Origin of the sequence: Pedobacter sp. SL55 (assembly GCF_026625705.1) — a bacterium.
GTDB lineage: Bacteria > Bacteroidota > Bacteroidia > Sphingobacteriales > Sphingobacteriaceae > Pedobacter.
Map to the genome: position 1 here is coordinate 984852 of NZ_CP113059.1, position 20564 is coordinate 1005415.

Genomic DNA, 20564 nt, shown 5'->3' on the forward strand with positions numbered 1-20564 from the left:
CTTTATTTTACTACTATTTTAGCTACTTGATTTACATCGGCGCCACTCAATTTAACCAGATAAATACCTTGTGGAATGTTTCTGTTCAGCGAAATTTTGAAGCTGGCATTTGCTTGTTGTACATCAGCTTTTTCTGTTTGTAGCATGCGGCCATCTAAAGAAAAAACTCTAATTTCTACTTTCGTAGCTTTAGTTGTTGTTAGCACAAAATTAATTTCGTGGTTAGTTACCGGATTAGGATAAACCGTAAATGCTGCTTGTTGCAAATCGAACTTTAAAGCCTGTACCGAAGTTTCGCTAAATTTGCCATCGTTATCTACTGCTTTAATTTTATAATAGTTGTTGCCACTTACCGGGTTTACATCTGTAAACTGGTAGGTTTTAACCGAGTTGCTCTCGCCAGTAGCTTTGCGTGTACCAATGGTTTCAAAAGTTTGGCCGTTTTTGCTTCGTTGCACTTCAAAATGTGAGGTGTTGTTTTCTGTAGCGGTACTCCAAGTTAAAGCAGCGGTGTTGCCTGCTTTTTTGGCATTAAAAGTTAAGCCAGTAATTGGTAGCACTTGTATAGGCTCAGATGCAGCGCTTAATGCTCCAAACTCGCTTGCTGCCTGCACTTTGTAAGTATAATTATTTCCGGCAGTTGCCGTAGCATCTGTGTATTCGTTAGTTAAGCTAAAACCAATAACCACGTTGTTACGTGTAATTACGTATAAACGAGTGTAGCTTACCGCATCCCAAGTTAGCTTAAAGGCGCTGTTAATGTTCACATTTGCGGGCTGCTCCGGCGCTTCGGCAATTAAACGCGGATCCCAGGCATCGCCACTGCGTAAAATTACGTTTTCGTAAGAGTAAGCCGCAGCCTCTGCATCGGTTAACGAACTTTTAGCAGTACCTGTTACCGTACTGGTTACATTGCCATTGCCATCTTTTACATCGTACTCGTAGTTAGATATACGTTGCGAAACATCTACTGGCTGCCCGTTGCTATTTACCGTACCATAATCGGCAAAAACGGCTGGAATAGCGCCCATTTTGTAATACCATCCCTGTGGGTAAATATTTACATTACTTGCCAATTTGGTATTGATAAACACCGTTTTTGGTGCATTTTGCCAAGGGCGACCTAAATAGACATCTACGCTAGCAACTCTGTCTTTAATGATTACATTATTACTAAAAACGTAGCCATAGGCCGTACCAGATTGGTGGCTTGGTGCTACAATGTAACCTCCGGCAGCCCTGTTAATTGATAAGGTATCGGCATCGAAGAAAACATCGCCACCGCCATAAATAAAATCTACAGCACCTTCTATTCTCGATTTGCGGATGTAATGCCTTGCCGTTAAACTATTGTAGGTAGTTAAATAAGTATCCTGATAAGACCTGAGGTAACAATTGTTCATGGCAAATTTATCGCCAATAGTGTATAACGCTAAGGCTTGCGGGCCTGCCAAGTTATTGTAACCAAAAGCGTTTTCGAACGTAATGTTCTCGAAATAAACATCGTTAGCATTAACTACCATGGTGGCACCCAAGTTTACATTATAAACTGGCGAGCCATTGCCATCATTTCCAGATAAACGGTTGTCGGAGATGATTACGCCATTGCGGCTCTGGCCAATTAAATGGATAAAAGGCTTGTTAGTAGGTATATCGTGGTGCCCAGTATAAGTGCCATTTTTAATGAAAATTACCCATGGTGTGGTACGACTTGTTGGCGCAGCGCCAATGGCGTCAATTACTGAAGTATAATCTCCAGAGCCATCTTTTGCCACAATGGCGTCGTATAGTTTTTTGACAGGTTCTGCTCGGTTAGCCGTGGTAAAAGTGAAACTGGTTCCTGCATAGGCGTTGCCAGACATATCTGTTAATGCTCCGTTTGGAACTGTAACTGTGTAGCTAGTATTATAGCTTAACTTCTCATAAGGGAAAGTAACCGTTTTTGAGCCAAAAACGCCTGTTAAAGTTTTTGCGCCCAGTGTGATGTTGCCTGTGCCTAATTTCACACGCTCATTAAAAGTAAGCTACTACCGAACCGCTAACCGTTGCAGTGCTAGAGCCACTGCTTGGCGTGGTAGAAACCAATAGTGGCGCAGTGCTATCGTTAATTACTTCCTTGTCTGCATACACATAGATATTGGTAAAAGCGCTGCCATCATTATCGGTGCTGTTGCCCAATAAACCACTGGTAGCATCGGCCACCCAACGCAGGTATAAACGGGTCTGGTTTTCTGCCGCTGGCGGAAGCGTAACGTTCAAATCTTTCCAAACGGTATTGTACGCATCGGTAATATCAACCCTAGCTGCTTCTGTAAAGTTAGTGCCATCGGTTGAGTACTGCAAAGTCATTACTTTATAAGCCTGATAATTGGCACTAACCATAGATTTTACTTGGATATTGGTAAAACCAGTGGTAGAAAACTGCGCTTGTAAATAACGGCGGGTAGTAGCGAAATTTGCTCCTGCTGTCCAAAACCTGATGTTTGGATAAGATGGCGAGAAAGCACCAGCATTGGATAGCCAGTTAACGGCTGTTCCATTGGGTTCAAAAGTTGAAATTGTTCCGGTGTTGGTACTTTCTGCGTAGTAATCTGCCGTTTTTGCAGTTTTAGTATTTTGATCTTTAAAGTTCCAACCTACGATAAAAGGAATTTCGTCAAAAGTAGCGGTAAAGGCTTTATTGGCGTTTACTGTAACCACACGTTGGGTGGCGTTGGTGTTGTCTTCCCATTTGCTAAACGAGGTTACTGCGTTTGGAACGATGGTCATGGTAACCTCTGTTCCTTCTTCGTACTTACCATTTACCGGTGCGGGGCTTAAATTTACCTCGCCCCAAGTAGAGCCTTCTTTAGTAACGGTAAAAGTGTAGGTGTTCTTAGCTTCAAATACTGCTTTAATAGATTTTGCAGCATCCATGGTTACCAAATATGGGTTTGCCGTCGATAAATCTGCATCGCCATTGGCGGCATCAACCCATTTTACAAAACGATAGCCGAAGTTTGCCGTTGCAGTTAAACTTACTGCTGTACCTGTATCATAGTCTGTTGCGTAAGGGCTACGAGCAATTGTTCCGGCAGCCGCATCACTTAATGTGGTAGTTAATGGATATTGTGTAGTTGTAGAAGTATAGTTTCCGTAAATTTTCAAATCAAAGAGGTAGGCATTTTGGGCATCGTTTAAATTGGTAAACTTTAATGCTACATTAGTTTCGTTAATGTTAACTGTAACCTGCTGCCCAGAGCTTGGATTAGCAAATGCAGTTGATATTTCTGTCCATGCTCCCGCTCCAACTTTTTTCCAAAGTTTGTAGCCTCTGCTACTCCCCGTTGCGCCATGTGTAAAAACCACTTTAGTTATAGAGTTTAAGGGAGATAGCTCGATGTAAGAACCAACCACTTTTTGCGCTTGCGCCCAACCTGCTGTTACCTGTACGCCACCTGCATCAGCCGCTGTGGGAGCATATTTAAACCTTGTGGCATCTGCGCCAGTTGGATTTACCGCTACTTGCAGAAATTTAAAGGTTAAACTTTCGTTAGAGAAATCGGTGGTTTTGGTAACTGTTTGCTCCGTTGCCGAAGCAGCTACAGCAGTCCAATTGCTTTGGGCGTTGGTACTTGCGCCATTAAACTCTGTAGCGTAAAGCAGCTTTTCTTGCGCCCAGCTTTGCTGTAAAAAAAACAGCAGACTACAAATTAGTAAGGTAAATTTTCTATTCATACGCTTATTGGTTTTTGGTTTATGATGATTTGGTTATTTCTTTAAAATTTTTTGAGTAGTTGCTTGGGTAGCACTTTGATACTTCAAAAGATATAAGCCTTGTGGCAAATGCGCCAAAGCGATATTGGTTTGCAGCGCTCCTTTATTTACATTGGCTTGCGCTATCTTACGGCCCGAAATATCGTAAACACTTATTGTGGTGCCGGCAGATGCTTCGGGATGGTTTACAGTAACATTGCCGAGCACCGGGTTAGGGTATATGGCAAGTTGCCCATCTAGCTTATTGTTAACCGATTTTACCTCACTAAACTTATACTTTCCATCTAAATCAATTTGCTTTAGGCGGTAATAGTTTACTCCCGCTAGAGGTCTAGCATCTTCAAAATCGTAGGGCTGAGTACCTGCTTTATTAGCTGCCGCAAGCACACCTATTTTAATAAAATCGTTGCCATTGGTGCTGCGCTCTATTTCAAAAGAAGCTGTATTTACTTCGTTTGTTGTTCTCCATTGCAATACCGCTTTGTGCGTTAGCTCTTTTTGAAGCGTTACCGAAAAAGAAACAAAATCAAGCGGTAGCGTTACACCAACAGGGCCGTAAATGGTTAGGTTATCTATATTCATGGTTACGGTAGCAGGCTTGGTAATTTTTAGGCGATTGATATTGGCTCCCGTAATATTTACAGTAATTAGATCGAATTTCGAAGACTTAGCAGCACTAGAAATAGGTGTTGCATTCCACGTTTGTCCGCCATCTGTAGAAGTATAGATTTTGATGCTGTTAGCGCCAATACTAGCTCGTTGGTTTTCGTGGAAAGTAATCTTAGAAATGCCCTGACCAAACACTGGCGTAATTACATAAGGATCTTCGGTCAAAGTATAATCTGTAGTTGTAGCAGTATTTCTGTTTAATATTTTTAAGCTCGGATTAGCAACACCATTTGTCCATTGGTTGTTAGCATCCACATCAGACACTGTTTTTTCTTCTCTTTGTGCACCGTACAAAATCCAAGTGCCATTATCTTGAACAGAGTTTTGTATGGTAGCGGGTTTAGCTATGGTGGTTACGGTGGTGTTGGTAAAAGGCTCGGTCCAATACGCTTGCGCAATAGGGTTGTTTAACACCGCCACATCGCTATAGCTTACTTGGTTGTTAGTTGCTACTAATTTTAATCTGTAATACGAAGTGAAACCCAATGGATTATTATCTGTAAAACTGTAGCTGTTTAAATTGTTGCTACTTAGGCTGGCTACCGTGGTAATTGCATTAAAATTTTGATTATCGGCGCTGCGCTCCAATACAAAACTTTGCAAATCGGTATCATTGTTTACCACCCAATTTAGAGTTGCGGTGGTTGTACTGCTTGCGTTTAAAGTTGCGGCAAAACCCATTAGCTCGTAGCTTTGGTTTATTGATGCAGTAAGGCTGTTAAGATAAACCTCTAGCATGGTATAACCATCTGCATTGGTTAAATTACCATCAGCAGCGTCAATTGGATTTAAGCCATTGGCTTGCTCCCAAGTATCGGGCATTCCATCTCCGTCGGTATCTATCGGTGCGGTTGCCGTATTGTAGGTAGGCCAACCGCCAACTTCCGAAGGTAAATCTATAATGCCCCTCTTGCCAGAAGTTATGCCTACGCTATAAGCTGTCCCCGTAGCGGTTTCGCTAACTACCCGTTTATCCACCGCATCCCTAATTGGTAAATTGGCACCAGCATTTTTTAATACTTCTAAGTAAGCGTCGTTAGCACTTTGCACAGCAATAGGTTGTGCAACTGCAAACGGCACTAATGATTTGGCGGCACTTTGCGAAGCACTTGGTATTTTATCGAAACTTACGGCAGTCCAATTGTCGGCAGTTTTTGCACTGTTGCCATGCATTACATTGCCACTCAAATGAAACTCGCCTACACCTTTTGCTTCGGCTGGTTCATAATCGGCTTCAATAAAAAGATAATCTGATGGTGTGGCTGGCCCAGGTTTGTAATAGTTATTTACCAGATTGATACGAGAAAAGCTATTATCAATATTTACCGCTCCACCTGCAGCAGCATTTCTAGTGCCTGCGTTGTAAATTACGTTATTTCGGTAATCAACCAGTGCGTTCACATCATGCGCTCTTGCACCGTTAAATCTGGTAGAACGGGCATTTAAGTGCGCAAAAAGGTTGTGATGATAAGATACATATTGCCCGCCCCAAACACCGCCGTAACCTCTATTTCCTTTGGCGTGCCCTGCATTAAACAAGCCTTCGCTAGCGATGCTGTATTGCACTGTTATGTTTTCCATATCGTACATAGCGGCACATTCTTCGTTGGCCCAGCTAAACGAGCAGTGATCTACAATTACATTATGGCAATTTTCTAAATCGAAACCATAAACACCTGTAGACAGCGTACTGCCTGGCCTAGAACGCAAATAACGGATGATGATATTGCCATGATTGCCACCCAAGTTAGCTGCTCTAGCGCCGTTAATGATGAAAGAATTTCCTTTTAAGCAAATGCCATCGCCAGGTGCAGTTTGGCCAGCAATGGTAAAGTTAGATCTGTTTACTTTTATTTGCGATTGCAACTCGATAGTTCCACCAACGGCAAAAACGATGGTTAGAGGCTCTCCCGGATAAGCATTAAAAGCCTCACGAAAACTGCCCGCACCAGCGTCATTTAAGTTGGTAACCGTATATACTTTACCGCCTCTACCCAATTTAGCAAATTTGCCAAAACCTTGCGCACTTGGAAATGCGGCCAGTTGGGCATTGGAGTAAAAAACAAAGCATACAATAAATGATAACGCAAAGCTGATACGTAGCAATAAATTCATACATATTTGGTTTAGGAAACACTATTTGACCGCCCTGCTTTACACCTAAACTATCCCGAATGAAGGGGTCTGATAATATTTGGTTAAATCAATATTAATCAGTTTAGTACATGCTTTATGAATGGTTGAGCATAAAAATCTGTGCAAACGTTAACGGGAACGTTTGCATTATAAGAAGCTTTATGCTATCGGTTGCATAAATATTAAGATTGATTTAAAGAAACGGTTTAAATTTCATTCCGAGCTTCACAATAAATCAGCACAATTTGTCGAAGAATTTAAGAGTAGCAATAAGCTACGCTAGCTTGCTCCAATTTATCGGAAAGCTTAGGCTGACAAACAAAGCGTTTGATAAAAACTCAAAAAGTTTCTACGTGTTTGGTGTATTCTTTTAAAGAGGCTCAATTAATTGAACCTCTTTATTTGTCTTTTAAGAAAAGTTTTTCGGGGTTAGAGAAGCTAAAAGAATGATTAGCATCATTAGTGTAAACCTTAATTAGCCTCAAATTATTAAACCCACCAAAATAGTGCACTTCAATTATAGATTGCCCATTCAGATCTTGGTACATACAAATATAAGGCTCTTCCGTAATTCTACTTTGATAACCACCAATCAACTTGTAAGTGTAACCTGATGTTTCCAAAGTATCTTTAAAAACACCTACAGGTATACCAGACTGGCTAAACATATCGATACTTTTAATTTTACCATCTAATTCCATTTCGAGCTTCCTATATACTTCTCTGCTGTGAAACTCAAATCCTATTTTACCTTTAGCCAATAATTTTGGAGCTTTTTGATGTAAATACTTTGAAGCCTTATCTAACGTAATTATTGATGAATGAGAAAACCAAATCGTATCTGTTTCAGAAAAAGTCACATTTTGACTCTTTTTAGTCGAATCTTGATGAACTTTTGATACCTTCTTATACTTCGAAATGTAGAACATCAAAATAAGAAATGCAACGACAAGAACGGCGAGCAAAATTTTTCTGATCATAATGAGGCGTATTATTTTTTACTCGACATTGCTTCTATCATTTTAATTGTTTTGGCTTTATCGGCAGCAAATTTTTCTTGTTTAATGGCTAACTCTTGTAAAATAGCTAATTCTGTTTTAGCTTGCAATAAAGCAGCCATACTGTTAGGAATTTTCTCTAACAATTTAATTCTTGTTACTAGATTTTTAGAGAAACGATCCATGCTAAAGGTAGTGTTGTTTTTGAAAGAAAGTATGGTCCAAGCAACCGCACTTTTAAGTACTTGCACCTCTTTGCAATCATTTTCTAAAACTGGGTTAATCCATCTATCTAACACACCAGAAGATATGTTTTGATAACGATCTTCTGTTAAAAGCAAATTAATGGTTGAAGCATAAACGCTCCACTTTTTTTGATACGCTAATGCACTAACTTTTAAATCATCGGCTAGAAAATGTCTTTTTTCAAACTGCTGGTTTTCCATTAACGTTATTAATTTTTGAAAAGACTTTTCATCGAACTCTTTCCCATTTTTAACTTGCTCTAGTAACCATTTTGCATATTTATTGTAGATATTTATGGCAAATACATCCGTTCGAGTTTTTTTAAACTTTGCCTCAAAAGCACTTCTATGTTCAAAAAAATATTGCCCTGCAGTAGAAAATGGATCTGGTTGGTTTTTAGTCATCAGCTCAAAAACATCAGCATCTAGATATTGTTCTTTAGGGATAAGCAACAAGTATTTTTCCGTTACCTCCCTAGCTCTTACATCTGCTGTTTTTACTAAAGATTGAAGAAATGCTTTCACATACTCAACGTTGTTTGGATCTTTTTGATAACGAACCTCTAATTCTGTTAAGGAGCTGCCGCCATTGAATGCTTTTTCGGCTTCGGCCAATAAAGCGTTTGCCTCCATAAATCCTAACGCTCTATGTACTACCTCGCCCTCTGCATTTACCCATAATAAGGTTGGAAAAGCACCTACATGAAATTTCTTTTGCAAAGCAATTCCTTCTCCTTTTTCCATATCAACTTTGTAACTGATAAAGTTCTTATTGAACAAATCGCCAACTGTTTTTAAAGGAAATATTTCTGCTGATAAGCGCTTGCAAGGCCCGCACCACGAAGTGTAACAGTCTATGAAGATGAGCTTATTTTCTTTTTTTGCCTTGGCAGTGATTTCTTTCCAAGTACCATTTTCAAAATTTATCCCCTCTGCCGTAGCCGCCAAAGCAGCTACGGAATTTAAAATGAGGAGCATTACTAACCTAAAATTTTTCATGACTTTTTATCGAAAATTTTCGCCAACTCGATATGCAAAGCATCGCCCATTAAATTTTTGGCTACTACTTTTCCGTCTGGCCCTACCAATATATTTTGTGGAATAGCATTAATTCCATAAATCTTACCTGCTTCATTCGGCATTTTAAGGTCCGAAACCTGTTTCCAAGGTAATTGATCTACCTCTACTGCTTGCAGCCAGGCTGTTTTAAATGCCTCGATGTCTAAAGAAACGCCTAAAACCTCAAATCCCTTAGGATGATATTTGTTATACGCTTTTAAAAGGTTTGGATTTTCGGCTCTGCAAGGTTTGCACCAAGAGGCCCAAAAATCTACCAGAACGTATTTCCCTGCATAATCAGAAAGTTTTATCTGCTTTCCGTTAGCATCTGGCTGGCTAAAATCAATTGCTTTTTTGCCAATATCTGTTTTACTAAGCAAGGCCAAATAATCTGCCATATTTTTACCGGCATTCGTTGCTCTTATTTGTGGCGTAAGCTTATTGAACAAAGGTACTGTGGCACGATAGTCTACCACAAGGCCTACATATTTATTTAGTGCCTCTATCCCCAAAAAATTATCTAAATTTTCTTGATAGGCTTGATAGTAAACCTTGGTCATTTCGGCTTCTAAACTTTCTTTGGCCTTGGCAATTTGTGCATCCAAAAACTCATCGCTAGGCTTACCATCAGTCAATGCTTTCAGCTTGCTTTCAAAAATCTTTTTCCTGCGCTCAATTGGTTTTAGCGCAGCCTTTAACTGGTCATATCGTTCATTAAGTAACGAAGCTTTCATTTTTGCATGGGCCAGAGAGTCGCTGGGACTTTCTAATAGATTGTTGCCTTTTTCTACGTATATCCAAACCGACTCGGATTTTCTCTTTCCATCTACTTTTCTGTTGACGGTAAGGAAGCCAAGTATAGGATCTTGTAGTGTACCTTTAAATTCAAAAATACTATCCTTAAGCTCCACAACTTGCGAGGGCGTTTCTGGATAGGAAAGTTGAGCGGTGGTAAGATTGTTATTTTTGGCAAGCTTTACCTTTAAGGTATAAGTATTGCTCTGCGCCATAGCTAAAGTTGGTAACCAAAGCATGACAGCGATAAGTAGTTTTTTCATTTTGTGTATTTGTTAACCTAAGTTTGATTTTTAACCTATTGATAATTAGACTTTAAAACTGATGCTGAACTAAATTCAGCATGACGAACCGCCGATCTTTCGTCACCCTGAATTTATTTCAGGGTCAGCTAACCCGATAGTTTTATATAGTACCGTAAAATAAGCAAATAATAATCGAGCTCAGGTTGTTAATAAATGGTTTTGCTAGCAAATGATAGCCACAACCTCAATTTCATTAAGTGAAGGATTTTGCTTTGTTAGGCTGAGCTTGCCGATAAATGGGAACAAGTTATCGAAGAATATTTCTCTAACTAAAAATTAAACCAATGTATGTCTACTAGCTCAAAATGACGCCTCGGTTTTGTTTTCTTCTTAACTTACTTGCATTGACCGCAACCTAGTAATTGTGGTAAAAAACTCCACTAATTAGGCTCACTTTACCGCAGTTACCAAAGCACCTGCGGTTTTAAAAAGTGACGCATTACTAACCTGGTTCTTTTATGATTTTTTATCGAAAATTTCGGCCAACTTGGAGTGAAGTCCATCGCCCATTAAGTTTTTGGCAACAACTTTTCCATCGGGCCCTACCAATACATTTTGAGGGATAGCATTAATGCCATAAATCTTACCTGCTTCATTTGGCAACTTAAGGTCCGAAACCTGTTTCCAAGGCAATTGATCTACCTCTACGGCCTTTATCCATGCTTGTCTAAAAGCTTCAATATCTAAAGACACGCCTAATATTTCTAATCCTTTTGAATGATAATTGTTATAAGCTTTTAATACATTCGGATTTTCTGCTCTACAAGGGCCGCACCACGATGCCCAAAAATCTACCAATACATATTTACCTTTATAATCAGAAAGTTTAACTGGTTTTCCTGCAATGTCTAACTGTGTAAAATCTGGCGCAATGGTTCCAATATCTGTTTTTTTCAAGTTTGCCATCTGCTCTGCCATTTCTTTTCCTGCTTTGGTAGCTTTAACTCGAGCCGAAAGCTTATCAAACAATGGTGCAGTAGTTCTATAGTCGAATATTTTACCTACATACTTGTTCAAAGCCTCAATACTTAAATAGCTATCTGGATTTTTCTTATAAAACTCGTAATAAACGACTGCTATTTGTTCATCTATGGCTTCTTTGCCCTTATCTATCTCGGCTATTATTGCTTCATTTTTACGGTCAGCATCGGGCATCTTACGAAGTTTCGCATCCAATTTCTTTTTATTTTCCTCTAGTGGTTTCAATGCAGCTTCCAGTTTTTTAAAATCTAGGTTAAGCTTCGAGCCAGTTATTTTGGCATCAGCAAGCAGGTCTGTAGCACTCTCTAACAAAATGGTTCCAGGCTCTAGGTAAATCCAGTAAATTTCCGTTTTTCTTTTCCCTTGTATTTTTCGGTCTACACTAATAGAAGCCCTAAGTGGATCTTCTATTTTTCCGGCAAATTCGAAGCTACCGTTTTTAATTTCTACTTCCTCGCTGTGATAAGCTGGGTTTAAGTACACTAAACTAGCACTAAGCAGCTCTTCTTTTCCTGCCAATTTAGCTTTTATCAAAAAAGTATTGTTTTGTGCCAAAGCCAAAGCAGGCATTAGCAAAGCGATATATAAAATCAGTTTTTTCATTTGTGTGTATTTTGTAGATAAGCATGATGATTGTTTTGCTACAACCATCATACTTATAAGTAGATTATGGATTTTGCTCCCAAGTTGGGTTGTAAAACATTACTTGTTTTGGAATTTGTAAGGTATATCGTGGGCTATTAGGCTCAAGGGTGGCCAACAATTGACCATTGCCCAAATACCTACTTACAGCGGGCATTCGTCCTTCGGCATCTAGCCTTCTCATATCAAACCATCTCATGCCAACAAAAGCAAGTTCAAAGCCTCTCTCTTCAAACACCTTGTTAAACACCGTTTCTTTATCTGTAGATGTAAATTTTACATAATCTGCGGCCAAAAAGCGTCTTTTGCGTAAAATGTCTAACTCATCGCAAGCTTTAGTAAACTCATTATTTCGCACTGCCGCTTCGGCAATAATCAAGTGCATTTCTGCTACGGCAATCCCCCAATTTGGAGAACCCGAGCCTGCAACCACACCAGAATGACGAAAGATTGTACGACCTCTAGTAGCAAAGGTTAAATCTGTAATTGGCGAGTAAAAAAACTTGAGGCGTAGATCTTTTGTATTAAATGTTTTTAGAAAAGCTTGCGTTGGAATTTCTGTACTGATATAGCTTGAGCCACCAATTCTTGCATAAATGGCATCAGATCTTTTAATTAAATGAGGAATAGCTGCGGCATTGGCAATAGTGGTGTAATCTAGGATCATGTTAGGCCCCGTATTTAAAGCTAGCTGAGCCTCTTGTGCCGCTTTTGGATAATTGCCCATGTACAGATAAGTTTTTGCCAAAACCCCGTGAGCCGCAGCAACCGAGCCTCTAAAACGGTTCGAATTATTATCTGCTGGCAAGTATGGTAAAGCAGCAGTAATATCATTGATGATGTGATCGTAAATTTCCTGTACGGTACTCCTGTTGGGCACTTCATCGGTTACATCAACAGAGGTTACAAATGGTACAGCTAAATCTTTACCAGCGGTTGCCGGGTTGTATACTTTTCCGTATAAATTTACCAGATACAGGTATTCGAAAGCTCTACCCAACAAAGCTTCTGCTTTTAAGCGTTGCTTCTGCTGCTCTGTACCGTCTTTTGCTTTTTCTACATCAATAATAACCGTGTTATAAAGGTAAATGGTTTTATACAATGTTGACCATATAGGTGCAGTACCTGGCACCGTTTCTATGGCTTGAGCCTGCCAAGAATAAATTCGTTCGTTTACACCAGTTGCAGCTGTAGCAGCAACAAGCGTTGGCAAGTCTTTTCTATCATCTAACCAGTTTAACAGCGGCGATGTAGAAGTTTCTAAATCCATATTATTTAACCACTCGTCATAGTCGCGTATAGTTTCTAACAGGCGTACACCTTTAGGTTTCACATCAAGATACTTATCACACGATATCAAGAACAAGGTTGATATCAGAAAGGTGTATATGTATTTTTTCATTCTTTTAAAACTTAGGAAATTAAAAATTAACTACAAGTGCTGCAGTATACGTAGGCGTTAAGTAGCTTTTTTCGAAACTTTTAGTAGCTACGCTGTAATTGTGCTTGTTAAGCGCAAATGTGTAAAGATTAGAACCTTGTGCCCTTAGTTCGAAATTTGAAAGCTTTGCCTTTTTCACAAAGTTGGCCTTTCTAAAACTATAGGCAACGGTTAAATCTCCTAAAGTAAAGTAAGTTCCATCTACAATAAACCGATTGGTTGCAGACAAATAACTAGCGTAACCGCTGTTAAGTGCAGGCATTACGTCTGGTATGCTTTCATCTCCTGGCTTTCTCCAATAATTATTAGCGCCTTTCAAGGGTCTGGTAGCTGCGGGATCTAGCAATGGAATTTTTGTGCTAAATCCACCAAAATAATTGATCATGGCAAAAGCATAGAAATCTCCAACATCAACCCTGTTGCTTAAACCAATATTGTAAGCAGGTATAGATGAACCCACGTAATCTACATCAGCCAAACCTTGGTCGTCTACATCGAAGTTTTTGGTTTTACCGTCTTTATCGTAAATGAGTAAACTTTGCCCGTGTTGTCTACGCCAGCATACCTATAGTTAAAAATACCACCTACTGCGTATCCTTCTAAATAACTGGTTCTGTTGCCTACGGCGTAGTGATAAGATTTTGGATTTACGGGTACATTCACATTGTAAACCTTCAGAATTTTGCTCATATTTTTTGAGAAAATGAACCCAGTGTTCCAATTGAAAGTTCTGCGCTTAATCCAGTCGGCATTTAGGCTAACTTCTAAACCGCCGTTTCTAATGGTACTTTCGTTAATGATAGCCGATGTAACACCTCGAGTTGGATCAACCTCGTTTGAAGCTAAAACATCTATACTTTTTTTCAAGTAGTAGTCTATATTTCCGCTTACGTTTTTGAAAATGCGATAATCTAATCCTAAGTTGAAATTGAAAGTTTGTTCCCATCTCAAACGACTATTTGCGGGAGAAAGCAAGCCAAGTGAGTTGATGGTATAATCGAAGTTGTTGGTTTTAGCATTGGCAATAACTTGTGGCAATACATTTTTTGCAACGTTACCATTAAAACCTAATGCAGCTCTCATTTTTAAATAGTTAACCCAGGTTTGCGATTGTAGAAACTTTTCTTGATCCACATTCCATCCGGCACCAAAAGACCAAGATGGTTTGTAGCGGTTTTTAGGATCGGAACCAAAAAGATTTGACTGATCTATACGAGCACTCCCCGTTATCGAATACTTGCCTTTATAGTTGTAAACCGCGTTAAAATATCCCGATAAAAATCTATTTTCTACGTAGCTTTGCTTAAAAAGATCATCGTAAACCAACGCCGAATTGTTTCTGCCGTAAACAGATACGTAACCTGCATTTTGTATTAGAGCGTAATTTACGGGGCGTTGCATTAAGGTTTGGTCGCTGTAACCAAAGTTAGCTGTAGCGCTTGCACTTTCGGCCTGCCTACGCATCTCTAAACCCGAAATTAGGTTAATAGCATGATTGGTGTTAATTTGTTTATTGTAGTCTAATTGCGCTCTTACGGTGTAACCTTCAGTTTTATTAGTAGTTTGCTTTAAATAATCGCCTTTTGGTACATGTAAAGTTAAGGCTCCGTTAGTGCCAATTTCTGTATAACGATTAATAATTTGTCTAACTTCTGCAGATGCCTCGTTTGCCAAATGTCGGATATTCGTTGTTGCAGTTTCGTATACTCCACCAAAATTCAATTTTAAACCTTTGCCTATATCGTATTTAAAATTAGCTATTAAACGGTTACTGGTTAAATGTCTCTTATCACTTACCAGATTGATTTCTTGGAGTGGATAATACAGGTTGTCTAATATACCCAGGGCTTTAGTTACATCGTTGTAATAAGTGGTAACCTTAGAACCTTTGTAGGTAGATAATGGATTACCGTTTGCATCAGCAAATCTTTCGTAAGGATAAAATGTAGTGATATCTGGTACAGGCGCTCCAAAAGCTTTCAGAATCTTGAAAGTTTGTATTTAACTCTACCGAGAGGCGTTTGGATAGTTTTAAGTTTGTTCTAGCAGAAAGTTCGAAAAGATTGCTGCCATTTTTTATTTTATTGGCGGCACTATTGTTATATCTGGCCGTGATAAAATATTGGGCATTGTCGGTACCTCCAGAAACGTCTATGTTATGCACTTGTGTAGCAGCAGTCCGCAAAAACAAATCAGCGTAGTCGCCAGCATTATTGTAGCTTCTAAGTGCATCGAACTGATTGTTTGCTTCTTCGTTTGTAATTATGCCTGCAAAATTGCGAGCCATAATAGCATAAGTCTCAGGGTAAGTAAACAAACTGCCTAAAGTAGGCAAAACCATAAAAGAGTATGCAGTTGACCCTATACCTTTATACAATTCCTTTGAGTGTTCTATTAAAGTATTGGCGCCATCTGGATCCCAGCGGTAACGTTCGTAATTTTCTTTAGGCGTTAGGCTCAAAGTAGCACGGTAACCTACGTTAGGTTTGCCCAATTTTGCTTTTTTACGTTCAATAACTATTACGCCATTTGATGCCCGTACACCATATACTGTAGCGGCGGCGGCATCTCTAAGCACCGTTACCGATTCTATTTCGTTAGGGTTGATGCTGGCCAGCGTTAACTCTGTGGGGAAACCATCAATAACGATAAGTGGTTGTTTATTACCGTTAATGGTAGAGATACCTCTGATTTGGAATAAACTATTCCCTTCAAACTCCACATCGTTATTGATTAACAACCCTGGAATTCTGCTTTGCAGCGCAGTTAAAAAATCGGTAGTGTTAATTCGGCTATCGTATTGTTTGTTGTTCATTACCGTTACACTACCCGTACTTTGCTCTGGCTTAATATATTGGTAACCTGTAGATATTTGCACTTCGCCGAGGCTACTATCAGTTGGATCTAGCTGTACATCTATCGACTGAGATTTACCAACGGTAACACTTTTAATGGCATAACCTAAAAAGCGAAAAATTAACACATCGCCCTCATCGGCATCAGCCATAAACTTACCGTCTTTGTTAGTCATGCCAAGTACTACCTTTTTGTTTTTGGAAACGACCGAAACACCCGGAATTGGCTTATTATATTCATCACTAATCGTAATTTCTACCTTGCGCTGTTGTTTTTGTATAATTATGGTATTAGGCTTTGTGGTAATTACTACAGAGTTTTCTACCACTTTATACTGAAAAGGCAGGCCGTTTAAACTCGCATCTAGCACATCAGCTACGCTTGCATTTTTTAGGTTTAACGAAACTGCAGGCAGGTTTCTAATGAGATCGTTGTTATAAAAGAAATCGTAGCCAGACTGCTTTTGAATTTCCTTGAAAACACGCTCAAGTGTAATGTGTTTATTTACAATAGTGATTTGAGCATTTGACGCTGCACTTACTTGGAACAGCACTGCAAAAATCAATAAAGTGGTTAGCTTCATAGTTAGTATTAACTTATAGACATGGGGAGTTAGCCCATGTTTTATAACATGTAAAATTTCATACATTTGTTAAATAGGTTTAGTTTGTTGGAAAATTGTTTAGCGCAATAGATGACTAGGAAACCTATACCAATCAGGGGCGGTAACGACGCCTCTGATTTCGTTGTTTCCTGTCAATTTAGTTTGATCAGGTTTTTACAATAAGTTTCCTCCCTTCTATTTTAAACTTTACGTTTTCTGTAGCTTCCATAATTTTGAGCGCATTTTTTAGGGTTTTATTTCTTGTAATTATTCCGTTGAACTTTTTACCTTCCGATTTTCCTACAAATTCAACTTCGATATCGTACCACCTAGCAATTTTTCTCATTACACTTTCAATTGGCTCGTCGTCAAACTGGAAATAGCCATTTTTCCAAGCAATGGCTTCTTCGGCATCGGCCAATGTTTGTACATGTAAACCAGAATTGACATTAATACTTACTTGGTTCGGGCTAAGCACTACCGACTGCTTTGAGTTAGAAACTTTTACAGCCCCCTCTAACAAAGTTGTCTTTACAAAAGCTTCGTCGCTGTAAGTGTTTACATTAAACTTAGTACCAAGCACTTCCAATTCCTGCCCCTTACTTTTAACTTTAAATTTTCTAGCGGGATCTTTGGTTACTTCAAAATAAGCTTCGCCTTCTAGCTCAACTACCCTTTCTTTACCTTGGTACACCACCGGATACTTTAATTTAGAGGCCGCATTAAGCCATACTTTTGTTCCATCTGATAGAATTAACCGATAAGTACCACCTTTGGGGATTTCAATGGTATTATAAGATGCTTGAGAGGCATTAGGTTCCATGTTTTCGTAGCTAATTAACCCGCTACTATCACTAGAAATTTGATGATGGGCATCTAAATTGATTAAATTTTTAGAGGCATCTAATACTATCTTTTCGCCATTAGCTAACGTTAAAATTGCTTTATCTGTTCCTGGCTTAATTATATGCTCTGTAGCAGCTAGGTTTGCATTGGCTTTATCTTTTAGCAAATTTCTGCCGAAATAGAAACCAAACGTTAGCACAGTAAGTATAGCGGCCGCAGCTACATACCTTGGCCATAAGCTACGAACCATTGTTGCTTTGCCGCCTGCTATAACAGAAAGGTGTTGCTGATAGGCTTTTTCTGCATCGAAAGTTTCGCAATAAGCATTAATCAAATGATACAGCTGAATTTCATGTTGCAGAAACTGTTTGTTTTCTGGTAATTCCATCCAACTTTTAAGCAAACTTGCTTCACTTTGGCTCAGTTCATTCTTTAAGAATTTTGCTATTAACTCTTCTATAGGTTCTTTCATGCCTAGTTTAGTTCATTTTTCTATTGTAGTACGTAAAAAAAGAAAAAACCCCCACGCAAAATCTATTTTTTTTTATTTCATAATATTATACCTTTACTTTTCGGCGCTCCAACCTACCTAGCTTCTCTAGTAAATGACAGATTATTCAAAAGCGGATGAAATAAATCTCATAAAGGCAATTCATGCTGGAGAGGAAAGCGCATTGAAATCTATTTACTCTAATTACTACCAAAAGCTCTGTATTTACATCCTTAACTTTACAACAGACCGAAATTTAGTAGAAGATGTTGTACAAGACACTTTTTTAAAGCTGTGGAATAATCGTGAAATTTTAAGATCAAACGGTTCCTTAAACGCCTATTTATATAAGATTACCTATAACAACTTTATTGATAATTACAGAAAAACTAAACGGCTGGACCAAGAATTGGATAATATTAGACTGGCAAGCTTAGCCGAACTACTTGATGAAGATCATGAAGAAGTGTTTAGCCAACGCTTACAAAAAGTTAAAGAAGCGATAGCTCAGCTTCCAGCTCGCTGTAAAGAAATATTTTTAATGAACAAAGAAAAAGGAATGCGTTATCAGCAAATTGCCGATGAACTAGATATTTCTGTTAAAACTGTAGAAAACCAAATTGGTAAGGCTTTGCAGGCAATAAGAGCTCATGTTTACCTAATTGTACTCATTATCCTAACGCTGCTTAGTATCAAAGTTTAAAAGATTTTTGCTTTTAAAAAAGGCTTCAAAAGCAAAAATCCCCAATCTTTATCAGATTGAGGATTTTTTGCGGTCCGGACGGGATCCGAACTTTAAGTCTTTGCGGTCTGGACGGGACAACAACTTTCTTGCTTTAAACCCTCTAGAAGCCACTATTTGCGCATACTTTTCATTTTTCCATTTCGTCCCAAAAAAAAGTGGTAAACGAATTGGTAAACATATTTTTTAAATCCTTTTGGATCAGTTTCAATGAACAACTTATAGTACAAAGATAACAAATTATCTCACATAGCCCATTAAAATCCTTAAAAACCGAAGTGATGGGAGTCAGCAAAACCAACACAAAGCAAAAGCCACTCAACACAGCGGCTAAGTGGCTTCATTATAAAATCCTAGAATAAACCCTAGTTCTTGGCCAATAAGGTTTCGCTGTAGCTTACCTTGCCATCCTTATCGATCTGTGCCAAACGTACATAGACCTGTGCTTTTGCACGATCCAGTTTTTCCAAGCCCTCTCCATTGACTTCCTGCTTGGCGCAGGCAGCGACCATGCAGACCGCAAAAATCATTAGTCCCACTTTCATCCAACGTTTTCTAACGGCCGGTAATAACAACAGCCCAAAGATGCCAAAACCTGCCAACGCAGTCCCAGCAATTGGAACAGCTAAGCTGTAGTCTAGTGCCGTAGCGGAGTTACCATCGGTAGCTTTCGATTTCGCCGTTGCCAGTGCTGTCCACGATCGGCCATCATTGGAAGTCTCCACCACAAAACGGTCGCAATTGGCTTCGCTCAATGTCCTCCAGTCCAACTTTAAGCTTCCTGCATTCAATTTTGCGGAGAAGCTATGCAGTGTCACGGGTAGTACCGTGGTAAAATGTCCTGTTGGCACACTCACTGCGGTACCATTTCCAGATGGCACCCTAGTCCAGTTGGCCACATTCATCGCCGCTGAGCGGATCGCCGCCGCATTGGCATAGGGCTTTCCAGCTCCATTGAAGTTAGCTGATTCATAGTTGATGTAACTACTCCCAGTATAATGCGCTCCTATGAAAAACGCACTCTCTCCAGCTACTAGACCGGGTGGGATATTTGAATTTGTTGTACTGAGCGTTGATGAAGGATGACCAGCCATATTCAAGTTGTCCCAATCTGCACTACTGGTGATCAGTGCAAAACTACCCGACTGCACAGCGTTCCAGTGCAGACCAGCGATCATAACCGCACCTGCGCCATCAGGCTCTCCACCTCCCTTTTGGAAAATGAAGAACTGGTCTCCAGTATTGCCCATAGAAAGCCTTGGTGAAACCGCCGCAGGTGTACCTATGCTGGAACCGTCAACTGTAGCGGCATAAAAACCTGGAGTAAGTGTCAGCACCACTTCTTTGCCTGCCTCAACAACTGCTGTAGTAGTCAAAGAAAGCGAACCCTCGGTATTGTTATTGGCTGCAAACCAGCCTCCCTTGTAACCCCTATCGGTAAAATAGAGTACCGTTCCCATTGTCATCCTCTTCAGTGCAACAAATGAAATCCTATCAAAACGCGGTCCGGTGGCAGTGATTCCAGGCTGGGCGTCATAGCCTGTAAATAGCAGGTCGCCAGCGGCAAGATCGGTCTGGGCTTTTGTTTTCCCAGTTCCAAACAAAAAGGTTAGGGCCATTAGCAGGCCCGTACACTTTGAGTAGTTAATTTTAAGCATATTGTATCGTTTTAGTTTGCAAAATTTATATCGGTCCGCCCCAACTTCTCATACAACTACATGTTGTACAAACCTACTGATTTAATTGCGGTACCGCCAACTATAATTTGACATCAAAAGATATAACTGTATAATAGGGTAAACGCCTCGATGAATAAAATGAGTAGGGAGGATCTCTAAGTAATTTTCGAGGACACAGTCAGCCAGTCGCGGTAGTTTGAAAGGCAAAGCCCCCAATGATTTTGATACTCATTGAGGGCTTCTATTCCCGCAGCCATACGGGCGTATTTTACTATGTAAATAACTATCTGGGTGCAAAGATAGTCAACATTATGGAATGG

General features: G+C 39.5%; 14 protein-coding genes. 1 reads left to right on the forward strand and 13 read right to left on the reverse strand.

The features are described from left to right. Positions 1–2: 2 nt before the first annotated feature. The 12 genes from OVA16_RS04445 to OVA16_RS04500 form a co-directional block, all read right to left on the reverse strand. Positions 3–2006, reverse strand: a complete 2004-nt coding sequence (locus tag OVA16_RS04445) for a pectinesterase family protein (protein WP_267763749.1) — start codon at positions 2004–2006, stop codon at positions 3–5. A 7-nt stretch (positions 2007–2013) separates the two neighbouring features. Then, the gene (locus OVA16_RS04450) at positions 2014–3717 is read right to left on the reverse strand and encodes an InlB B-repeat-containing protein (protein WP_267763751.1); all 1704 of its coding nucleotides are present in this window, start codon (positions 3715–3717) and stop codon (positions 2014–2016) included. A gap of 33 nt (positions 3718–3750) precedes the next feature. Then, on the reverse strand, positions 3751–6540 hold the full coding sequence (locus tag OVA16_RS04455) for a T9SS type A sorting domain-containing protein (RefSeq protein ID WP_267763752.1): 2790 nt from the start codon (positions 6538–6540) through the stop codon (positions 3751–3753). Positions 6541–6959: 419 nt separating this feature from the next. Then, complete coding sequence (locus OVA16_RS04460; protein WP_267763754.1) at positions 6960–7421, reverse strand: hypothetical protein; 462 nt, start codon at positions 7419–7421, stop codon at positions 6960–6962. A 131-nt stretch (positions 7422–7552) separates the two neighbouring features. Further along, the gene (locus tag OVA16_RS04465; RefSeq protein WP_267763755.1) at positions 7553–8803 is read right to left on the reverse strand and encodes a thioredoxin family protein; all 1251 of its coding nucleotides are present in this window, start codon (positions 8801–8803) and stop codon (positions 7553–7555) included. Next, entirely contained in the window at positions 8800–9921 is a 1122-nt protein-coding gene (locus OVA16_RS04470; protein ID WP_267763756.1) for a peroxiredoxin family protein, read from the reverse strand. Before OVA16_RS04470 ends, OVA16_RS04465 begins: the two co-directional genes overlap by 4 nt. A 498-nt stretch (positions 9922–10419) precedes the next feature. After that, positions 10420–11547, reverse strand: a complete 1128-nt coding sequence (locus OVA16_RS04475) for a TlpA disulfide reductase family protein (RefSeq protein WP_267763757.1) — start codon at positions 11545–11547, stop codon at positions 10420–10422. Positions 11548–11611: 64 nt separating this feature from the next. Then, positions 11612–12988 (reverse strand): RagB/SusD family nutrient uptake outer membrane protein, encoded by a 1377-nt coding sequence (locus OVA16_RS04480; protein ID WP_267763759.1) that lies wholly within the window; start codon positions 12986–12988, stop codon positions 11612–11614. A 19-nt stretch (positions 12989–13007) separates the two neighbouring features. After that, the gene (locus OVA16_RS04485) at positions 13008–13505 is read right to left on the reverse strand and encodes a hypothetical protein (protein ID WP_267763760.1); all 498 of its coding nucleotides are present in this window, start codon (positions 13503–13505) and stop codon (positions 13008–13010) included. Between the two features lie 11 nt (positions 13506–13516). Further along, the gene (locus tag OVA16_RS04490) at positions 13517–14749 is read right to left on the reverse strand and encodes a hypothetical protein (protein WP_267763761.1); all 1233 of its coding nucleotides are present in this window, start codon (positions 14747–14749) and stop codon (positions 13517–13519) included. Positions 14750–14945: 196 nt separating this feature from the next. Next, a complete protein-coding gene (locus tag OVA16_RS04495; protein WP_267763763.1) occupies positions 14946–16466 on the reverse strand; it encodes a SusC/RagA family TonB-linked outer membrane protein in 1521 nt (506 codons plus the stop codon). A 187-nt stretch (positions 16467–16653) separates the two neighbouring features. Continuing rightward, positions 16654–17805, reverse strand: a complete 1152-nt coding sequence (locus tag OVA16_RS04500; protein ID WP_267763765.1) for a FecR family protein — start codon at positions 17803–17805, stop codon at positions 16654–16656. A gap of 133 nt (positions 17806–17938) precedes the next feature. Between OVA16_RS04500 and OVA16_RS04505 the strand changes: the two genes are divergently transcribed. Further along, a complete protein-coding gene (locus tag OVA16_RS04505) occupies positions 17939–18526 on the forward strand; it encodes an RNA polymerase sigma factor (protein WP_267763767.1) in 588 nt (195 codons plus the stop codon). A 404-nt stretch (positions 18527–18930) separates the two neighbouring features. Here OVA16_RS04505 and OVA16_RS04510 read toward each other — a convergent pair whose 3' ends face one another. Continuing rightward, the gene (locus OVA16_RS04510) at positions 18931–20223 is read right to left on the reverse strand and encodes a hypothetical protein (protein ID WP_267763769.1); all 1293 of its coding nucleotides are present in this window, start codon (positions 20221–20223) and stop codon (positions 18931–18933) included. Between the last annotated feature and the right edge of the window lie 341 nt (positions 20224–20564).

Coding starts and splice junctions, on each gene's coding strand:
- OVA16_RS04450 (WP_267763751.1), bottom strand. CDS start 3,717: ATGAATAGAAAATTTACCTTACTAATTTGTAGTCTGCTGTTTTTTTTA.
- OVA16_RS04455 (WP_267763752.1), bottom strand. CDS start 6,540: ATGAATTTATTGCTACGTATCAGCTTTGCGTTATCATTTATTGTATGC.
- OVA16_RS04465 (WP_267763755.1), bottom strand. CDS start 8,803: ATGAAAAATTTTAGGTTAGTAATGCTCCTCATTTTAAATTCCGTAGCT.
- OVA16_RS04470 (WP_267763756.1), bottom strand. CDS start 9,921: ATGAAAAAACTACTTATCGCTGTCATGCTTTGGTTACCAACTTTAGCT.
- OVA16_RS04475 (WP_267763757.1), bottom strand. CDS start 11,547: ATGAAAAAACTGATTTTATATATCGCTTTGCTAATGCCTGCTTTGGCT.
- OVA16_RS04480 (WP_267763759.1), bottom strand. CDS start 12,988: ATGAAAAAATACATATACACCTTTCTGATATCAACCTTGTTCTTGATA.
- OVA16_RS04495 (WP_267763763.1), bottom strand. CDS start 16,466: ATGAAGCTAACCACTTTATTGATTTTTGCAGTGCTGTTCCAAGTAAGT.
- OVA16_RS04500 (WP_267763765.1), bottom strand. CDS start 17,805: ATGAAAGAACCTATAGAAGAGTTAATAGCAAAATTCTTAAAGAATGAA.
- OVA16_RS04505 (WP_267763767.1), top strand. CDS start 17,939: ATGACAGATTATTCAAAAGCGGATGAAATAAATCTCATAAAGGCAATT.
- OVA16_RS04510 (WP_267763769.1), bottom strand. CDS start 20,223: ATGCTTAAAATTAACTACTCAAAGTGTACGGGCCTGCTAATGGCCCTA.